Origin of the sequence: Massilia sp. ZL223 (genome assembly GCF_018119395.1) — a bacterium.
Lineage (GTDB): Bacteria > Pseudomonadota > Gammaproteobacteria > Burkholderiales > Burkholderiaceae_D > Telluria.
The window spans coordinates 22188-30629 of the sequence record NZ_JAGPWD010000051.1; the positions used below are offsets into that span (position 1 = coordinate 22188).

Consider the following 8442-nt stretch of genomic DNA (forward strand, 5'->3'; position numbering starts at 1 on the left):
CCGTAGGGTTGGCGGCTTCGCCGCCGACGCGCTCAGCTCAATGGTGAGCAGGCGCGCTATTTTTTCCTGGGCCGCATGAACGCGTCGGCGGCAGAGCCGCCAACCCTACGATGGGCCCAGGCCGGAGGTCCGCCCGGTGAGGCGCCGGAGCCCTCAGTTCCCCGTTCCCACCGATGCGGCGACATGCGCCGCCCCCGGTTTCTCCGGATTGAGCACCACCTGTACATAGTTCTGCGTGTCGATATACCGCCGCGCCGCCGCCTGCACGTCCTGCGCGCTGAGCGCCTGCACCTGCCGCTCCACATCCAGGATCGAGGCCGGATCGGTCCCCTCGGTCAGCGCCGCCTGCAGGTTGGCCACCCAGTACCCGTTCTCGCGCAGCGAGCGCCGGTGATTCTGGATCCAGTTGGTCTTGACCTTTTCCATCTCTGCCGCGCTCGGCCCCTGTTCCTGCAGGCGCCTGATCTCGGCGAAGGTTGCCGCCAGCACCTTGTCCACGTGCTCGGGGCCGGTCGGCAGGCTGATGCCGATCGAGTAGTTCCCGTAAGGGATCTTGCTCAGCGCGCCGTTGGCGCCGCCGCCGTAGATCATGGCCATCTGCTCGCGCAGCACCTCGATCAGGCGCAGGTTGATCACCTCGATCAGGGCCGCCAGGCGCAGCTGCTCGGTTTCCGAGAACTCGGCCTGTCCCGTGAAGTTCAGCGAAATCGTGCTCTTCGGTTCGAGCCCGCTGCGCACCTCGCGCTTGACGACGCCCGTCACCGGTCGCAAGCCCACGTCGCGGTAGGCGACCGGAATATCCGGCGTCGGCAGGCTGCCGAGGTAGGTCGCCAGCAGCGGCCGGACCGCGTCGGCATCGAAGCTGCCCACCATGATGAAGGTCAGGTCCTTGGCGCTGGAGAAGCGCTGGCGGAAGATCTCGATGCTGCGGTCCAGGTCGATCTTGGCGTAGTCGTCGGCCTCCAGGGCGCGCGGCGCGCGCGGATGGTTGTTGTACAGCGCGGACACCACCGCGTCGCCGAAGCGCCGGCCGGGCTGGCCGCTCTGGTTGCGCGCCAGCTCGGCCTGCTTGCCGACGTAGGCGCGGAACAGGTCTTCGTCGCGCCGCACCGTCGAGAACTTCAGCCACAGCAGCTGCAGCATGGTCTCGATGTCCGAGGCGCCCGAGGCGCCCGCCACCAGGTCGGTGTAGCTGCCCAGGCCGACCGTCACGCCGGCCGCCTTGCCGGCCAGGATCTTGCGCATGTCGAGCGGCGAGAAGTCCTTCACCCCCATGCTGGCCACGATGGCGTTGGCGAAGCGCGCGTTGAGGATGTCCTGGTCGCCGAACAGGCTCTGGCCGCCGAAGCGGGCCGCGCTCAGCATCACCTGGTCGTTGAGGAAGTCCGTCGGCTTGAGGATCACCTTGACGCCATTCGACAGGCTCAGGTGGGTCAGGCCCAGGGCCTTGTCGTGGCGCTCGGCCACGATGCGGCCAGGCGCGGGCGGCTTGTCCATCAGGCGCGCGGCCACCGCCTTGTCGTCGTGCGGCAGGACCGGCTGGCGCGCCGCCTCGGCCACGGCCGCAAGCAGCTGGGCGCCGGTCGGCGCGTCCGGCTTGTTCATGCCGGTGTACAGCACCAGCTTGCCCGAATCGGCGGGAATCGTGCGGCGCGCATAGGCGTTCAGCTCCTCGAGCGAGATGCCGGGCACCAGCTCCTGCACGTAGCGGTATTCGGTGTCGATGCCGGGAATCGCCTCGTGCTGCAGGAAGTTGCGGATATATTCGGCCGCGTAGGTGGCGGAATCGCTCTTGGCGCGTTCGTTCCAGGCCTGCTCGTAGCTGCGCATCAGGTTCTTCTTGGCCCGCTCCAGTTCCTGGGCGCCGAAGCCGTGGCGGCGCGCGCGTTCGTTCTCCTGCACCAGGGCCGCGATCGCCGGCGCCGCGCCGCGCGGGCCGAGCGAGGCGCTGGCGTTGTAGGAGTGGTAGCGCGGGGTGAGCTTGCCCAGGGCGCTGCTGGCCGCCATGAAGGGCGGTTCGGGCTGCTGGGCCAGTTCGATCAGGCGCTGGTTGAGCATGGCGCCGAACAGGGCCTGCACCAGTTCCTCGCGGTAGGCGCGGATGGTGCCGGGCTCGCGCACCGGCTGCAGCGGATAGCGGATCAGCACCGAATTGCCGCTCGCCTCATGGTCGAGCACCACCAGCGCCTCGGTGTCCGCCCGCGCCGGAATCGCGGCGTATTCGCGCGCGCGCGGCCTGGCGGGATTCTTCAGGCGCGAGAAGTGCGACCTGATCAGCGATTCGGCGCGCGCCGGATCGATGTCGCCGACCACCACCACGGCCATCAGGTCCGGCCGGTACCAGTCGCGGTAGAAGCGCTTGAGCGCCGCGGGCCGGAAGCTGCGCAGCACGTCTTCGTGCCCGATCGGCAGGCGCTCGGCGTATTTCGAGCCGTTGAAGATCTTCGGATAGATCTGCTTGCCCATGCGGTCCGACGCCCCTTTGCCCAGGCGCAGCTCCTCGAGCACGATGGCGCGCTCCTTGTCGATGGCCTCCGGCTCGAAGCGCACACCATGCGCCCAGTCTTCCAGCACCTGGAAGGCCTTGGCGACGCTTTGCGGCTGGTCGGTCGGAATCGGCAGGATGTAGACGGTTTCGTCGAAGGAGGTGTAGGCGTTCAGGTCGGCGCCGTAGCCGACTCCGATCGACTGCAGGTAGGACACCAGTTCGTGCTTGCGGAAGTGGGTGCTGCCGTTGAAGGCCATGTGCTCGACGAAGTGGGCCAGGCCGCGCTGGTCCTCGTCTTCGAGGATGGAGCCGGCCTTCACCACCAGGCGCAGCTCGAGCTTGCGTTCCGGGCGGGCGTTGCGCTGGATGTACCAGGTCAGGCCGTTGGCCAGCTTGCCCACCTTGACCTGCGGCCCGACGGGAATCGGCTCGTCCAGCCGCAGCGCGGAGGGCGCGGCATTGGCCAGCATGTGCGCGAACAGCACCGCGGCCAGGCACAGGCTGCGCACGAAATTGTTGCTCATTGGCTTATCCCGGATGTATGTGTCGGAGCATTCTAACCCGGCCCGGGCCGCCGGCAGGGGGCGCACAGCCGACTCTTGCACCCCTTTATTTCGTCAGCCGGCCCTGGGCCAGCAGCTGGGCCATCTCGACGGCGGCCACCGGGCGGCTGTACAGGTAGCCCTGGAACACGTCGCAGCCGATGGTGCCGAGGAAGTCGCGCTGGCCGACCGTCTCCACGCCTTCGGCGACCACCGCCAGCGACAGGCCCTGGGCCAGGGCGATGGTGGCCTGGGCGATGGCGGCGCTGCGCTGCTCGGTGGTGATGTTGCGGACAAAAGCCTGGTCGATCTTGAGTTTGTCGAGCGGGAAGCGCGACAGGTAGCCGAGCGAGGAGTAGCCGGTGCCGAAATCGTCCAGCGACAGCGAGACACCCATCGCGCGCAGCTCCGCCATCTGGGCTTCGGCGGCGGTCGAATCTCCCATCATCACGCTTTCGGTCAGTTCCACCTCGAGCCAGGCCGGCGCCAGGCCGCTGTCCTGCAGGGCGGCGCGCACCACGGTGGCCACGTTGCCGGCCTTGAACTGGTGGGCCGAGACGTTGACGGCGATGCGCACCGGCGCCAGGCCGGCGGCCTGCCAGGCCATGCTCTGGAAGCAGGCCTGGCGGATCACCCACTCGCCGATCGGCAGGATCAGGCCCGTCTCCTCGGCCAGCGGGATGAAATCGGCTGGCGAGACCTGGCCGATGTCGCCGTTGCGCCAGCGCAGCAGGGCTTCCATGCCGACCACGCTGCCGTCCAGGCGCGAGATCTGCGGCTGGTAGTGCAGGGCCAGCTCGTCGCGCTCGATGGCGCGCCGCAGCCGGGTCTCGAGCGCCAGCCAGCGCATGGCTTCGGCGTTCATCTCGCCCTTGAAGAAGCGGAAACCGTTGCGCCCCGACTGCTTCATGCTGCCCAGGGCCGCGTCGGCGGCCTTGAGCAGGTCGCCCGCCGCGCCGCCGTCGCGCGGATAGATGCTGATGCCGACGCTGCCGGTGACCACCACGTCGTGCCCGCCCACCTCGTGCGGCTGGGCGATGGCGTCGATCAGGCGGCGCGCGCAGTGGATGATGGCGTCGGTGTCCTCGCAGCCGTTGACGATCATGACGAATTCGTCGCCGGACAGGCGCGCCACGGTGTCGGTCGGCCCGGCCACCTCGCTGGCGCGCCGTCCCACCTCGCGCAGCACGGCGTCGCCGGCGGCGTGCCCGAGGCTGTCGTTGATGCGGGACAGGCGGTCGACGTTGAACAGCAGCAGGGCGACCTGGCCGCCGCTCTGGCGCGCGGAGGCCAGCGACTGCTGCAGGCGGTCGTTGAACAGGGAACGGTTGGGCAGCAGGGTCAGCGCGTCGTGGTTGGCCAGGAAATCGAGCTGGTGGTGGGCCGCCTTGAGCGCCGACAGGTCGGTCGATACCGACACGTAGGCGGTCAGCTTGCCTTTGTCGTTGCGCACCGCGCTGATGCTGGCGCGCTCCGGATAGACTTCGCCGTTCTTGCGGCGGTTCCACAGCTCGCCGCGCCACTGGCCATCCTTTTCCAGGCAGCCCCACATGGCCTTGTAGAAGTCCTCGTTGTGGCGCCCCGAGCGCAGGATGCGCGGATTCTCGCCCATCACTTCGGCTTCGGTATAGCCGGTGATCTGTTCGAAGGCGGGATTGACGGCCACGATATTCGCGTTCGCGTCCGTCATCATGATCGCTTCCTGGGTGCTGTCGAACACCTGGCGCGCCAGTTCGAGCCGGTGCTCGCTCTCGCGCAGCGCGGCGTCGGCCTCGGCGCGCGCGATCGCTTCCAGCTGCAGCTGGGCGGCGTGGCGCTGCACCACCTCGTACAGGTTCAGGTTCTCGTAGGCCACGGCCAGCTGCGCCGCCAGCGCGGTGGCCCAGCGCTCCTCCTCGTCAGTGAAGGGGCGGGCGCCGGGACCGCGGCCGCAATACAGCCAGCCGAGCGGATGCTGCAGGTCGTGCACCTGCAGCCCGAGCAGGTGGGCCAGCGGCGGGTGGGCGAAGGGCAGGCTGTCGAGCAGGGAGTCGCCCTGGGACAGGCGCAGCGGCGCGCGCACCCGCAGCAGCGCGCCCGGCAGGTGCGCATCGTCCAGGGCCGCCGCCTGCAGCAGCGCGCCGTCGATCCCACGGGTTTCGAGGTGGCGCACGCCGCGCTCGGTGCTCTCCTGCAGGCAGACGGCGGCGACGTCGGCGTCCAGCACGCGGCGCGCGGCGTCGAGGAAGGCGCTGGCCAGCGCATCGACGCGGCGCTCGCCGACCAGGGTCAGGCACAAGCGCTCCAGTTCGGACAGGCGGGCGCACAGGTCGAAAGGCAGCCCGCGCTCGCGCTCATGGTCTTGCGGCAGGGGCGGGGAGGGGGCGCCTTCGAGGACGCCCAGCTCGGCGTTGACCGCTTCCAGGATCTGGTGGGCGTCGGCCGGCTTGCTCAGCACCGTGGACACGCCGCAGCGCGCGGCCATCGCCAGCGTCTCGCGCTCGGCGTACACGGCGGAGAAGAAGATCACCCTGGTCGCGGCCAGGGCCGGGTCCGCGCGCAGCTGCTGGACGAACTCGTAGCCGTCCATGGTGGGCATCAGGATGTCGGTGATGATCAGGTCGGGACGCTCGGCGCGCGTGAGCGCCAGCGCCTGGGCGCCGTCTTCGGCCTCCAGCAGCCGGTGGCCCGTGTAGCCGAGCAGGGCGGCCAGGAAGGCGCGGTTGCTCGGCCGATCGTCGACGATCAGGATCGTGGCCATCAGCACCGCCCTCTCGCAACGAGGGCGGCACGGGCGCTGGAATAAGGAACTACCACCATCGGCAACTCCGTCGGGAGGGCGGCCGTGCGTCGCGTGTGCGAACGGCTGCGATGTCTTTATCATAATCGACTCGCGCTCAGGCACGCTAGGATGTTGCGCGCGGAAATGTGGAACTTAACAATTTGCCCGTGGTATGAGGTGATGCCTGCGACACTTGTTGTTGCATATTGACAACCAGATGCCGGGCGGATCGCGCGCCGCGGCGGCCTCATGCCGCGCCATGGCGGGTCTCCCGGGGGAAAGCCGGTTGAAAGGCTGCAAATCCTTTAAAATAGCGGATTACGCATAACCGTCCCGATTCAAGGAATTCGCATGTCTATCTCCAGCACCGAGGAAATCGTTGCCGAACTTCGCGCCGGCCGCATGGTCATTCTGGTCGACGAAGAGGATCGCGAAAACGAAGGCGACCTCGTGCTCGCCGCCGATTTCGTCACTCCCGAAGCGATCAACTTCATGATCCGCCACGCGCGCGGACTGGTCTGCCTGACCCTGACCGAAGAGCGCTGCGACGAGCTGGCGCTGCCGATGATGACCTCGAAGAACGGCACCTCGTTCGGGACCAATTTCACCGTGTCGATCGAAGCGGCCGAAGGCGTCACCACCGGCATCTCGGCGGCCGACCGTGCGCGCACCATCCAGGTGGCCGTCAACAAGGGCACCACCCCGGACGACCTGGTGCAGCCGGGCCACATCTTCCCGCTGCGCGCCCAGAAGGGCGGCGTCCTGATGCGCGCCGGCCATACCGAGGCGGGCTGCGACCTGACCGCGATGGCGGGCCTGACCCCGGCTTCGGTGATCTGCGAGATCATCAAGGAAGACGGCACCATGGCGCGCCTGCCGGACCTGATCGAATTCGCGCACGAGCACGGCCTCAAGATCGGCACCATCGCCGACCTGATCCACTACCGCAGCCAGAACGAAAGCCTGGTCGAGCGCGTGGCCGAGCGCGCCATCTCGACCGAGCACGGCGAGTTCAAGCTGGTGGCTTTCCGCGACGGCCCGAGCGGCTGCGCCCACCTGGCCCTGGTGCATGGCGAACTGTCGCCCGAGAAGGAAGCGCTGGTGCGCGTGCACCAGCCGGTGTCGCTGCTGGACCTGCTGGAAAACCGCTCGTCCACCCACTCTTGGGACATGGCCTCGGCCATGCGCACCATCCAGGCCAGCGAGCGCGGCGTGCTCGTGCTGCTCAATTGCGGCGAGAGCGCCGAGCAGCTGTTCGCCCAGTTCGCGCCGCCGGAAGCCAAGGGCCGCGCCAGCGCGCGCGCCGCGTCGATGGACCTGCGCACCTACGGCATCGGCGCCCAGATCCTGCGCAACCTCGGCGTGGGCAAGATGCAGCTGCTGGCCAATCCGCGCAAGATGCCGTCGATGACCGGCTTCGACCTGGAAGTCACCGGCTACCTGCCGTGCCCGGCCGCCTGACGCAACGCGCTACCATACACACATCACCTATATATACACAGACAAGAAGAGGTCAGCCATGACGGTAGGAACATATGAAAGCAATCTGGCAGGCGAAGGCCTGCGCATCGGGATCGTGCAGGCCCGTTTCAACGCCGACATCGGCCACGGCCTGCTGTCGTCCTGCCTGGCCGAGCTGAAGCGCCTGGGGGTGGCGGACGAGGATATCCTGCACGTGACCGTGCCGGGCGCGCTGGAAGTGCCGCTGGCGCTGCAGAAGATGGCCGAGACCCAGCAGTTCGACGCGCTGATCGCGCTGGGCGCGGTGATCCGCGGCGAGACCTACCACTTCGAGCTGGTGGCGAACGAATCGGGCGCGGGCATCACCCGCATCGGCCTGGACTACGGCATGCCGATCGCGAACGCGATCCTGACCACCGAGAACGACGAGCAGGCCGAGGCCCGCATGGCGGAGAAGGGCGCGGACGCGGCGCGCGTGGCGGTCGAGATGTCGAACCTGCTGATCGGCCTGGAAGAGCTGTCGGCCGAAGAAGAGTAAAGAAAGAAGCGAAGATCATGACTGACAAGAGTATGCACGCCAACCCCAGCAAGAACCGCACGCCGCGCCACCGCGCGCGCGAGTTCGCGCTGCAGGGCCTGTACCAGTGGCTGCTGAACAATGAAGCGGCCCGCACCGTCGCCACCAACATCCGCGGCGCGCACGGTTTCGACAAGGCCGACGGCGAGTTCTTCGCCGAACTGCTGAACGGCACCATCAGCACCTCGGTCGAGCTGCGCGAATCGATCGCCCCGCTGATCGACCGCCAACTGGCCGAACTGTCGCCGATCGAGCACGCGGTGCTGCTGCTGGGCGCTTACGAGCTGAAGAACCATCCGGAGATTCCTTACCGCGTCGTGATCAATGAAGCGGTGGAACTGACCAAGTCCTTCGGCGGGATCGACGGGCACAAGTACGTCAACGGCGTGCTGGACAAGCTGGCGGGCAGCCTGCGTCCGGACGAAGTGGGGGCGGACGGACGGCGTTGATGCCGTTTGTGCTATCTATATAGAGAGAAGCCACCGTGCGGGAGTACGGTGGCTTTTTTGTTGGCTGTGCGTGGTATTCGTGCAACTTGGGTCCCGGCCTTCGCTCTAATCTATGCCCACATCGTTGCAAGTCTCCAGCCCTGCACTATGCCGTCGAAACGCTG

5 protein-coding genes are annotated in these 8442 nt (G+C 67.9%); 3 read left to right on the forward strand and 2 right to left on the reverse strand.

The genetic code is table 11. The features are described 5' to 3' along the window. Positions 1–153: 153 nt before the first annotated feature. Both KBW95_RS22715 and KBW95_RS22720 read right to left on the reverse strand, forming a co-directional pair. Positions 154–3012: a pitrilysin family protein gene (locus KBW95_RS22715; protein WP_211529399.1), complete on the reverse strand. Its 2859-nt coding sequence runs from the start codon at positions 3010–3012 to the stop codon at positions 154–156. A gap of 85 nt (positions 3013–3097) precedes the next feature. Continuing rightward, positions 3098–5770 carry an EAL domain-containing protein gene (locus KBW95_RS22720; protein ID WP_211529400.1) on the reverse strand — a complete coding sequence of 891 codons (2673 nt, stop codon included), beginning with the start codon at positions 5768–5770 and terminating at the stop codon, positions 3098–3100. A 372-nt stretch (positions 5771–6142) separates the two neighbouring features. Between KBW95_RS22720 and ribBA the strand changes: the two genes are divergently transcribed. Genes ribBA through nusB form a run of 3 tightly spaced genes read left to right on the forward strand, consistent with a single transcriptional unit; the run spans position 6143 to position 8278 of the window. After that, on the forward strand, positions 6143–7252 hold the full coding sequence (gene ribBA / locus KBW95_RS22725; protein WP_211526445.1) for a bifunctional 3,4-dihydroxy-2-butanone-4-phosphate synthase/GTP cyclohydrolase II: 1110 nt from the start codon (positions 6143–6145) through the stop codon (positions 7250–7252). Between the two features lie 58 nt (positions 7253–7310). Beyond that, positions 7311–7790: a 6,7-dimethyl-8-ribityllumazine synthase gene (gene ribH / locus KBW95_RS22730; protein ID WP_211526444.1), complete on the forward strand. Its 480-nt coding sequence runs from the start codon at positions 7311–7313 to the stop codon at positions 7788–7790. 17 nt (positions 7791–7807) lie between these two features. Further along, positions 7808–8278, forward strand: a complete 471-nt coding sequence (nusB, locus tag KBW95_RS22735) for a transcription antitermination factor NusB (protein WP_211526443.1) — start codon at positions 7808–7810, stop codon at positions 8276–8278. The last annotated feature ends 164 nt before the right edge of the window (positions 8279–8442 follow it).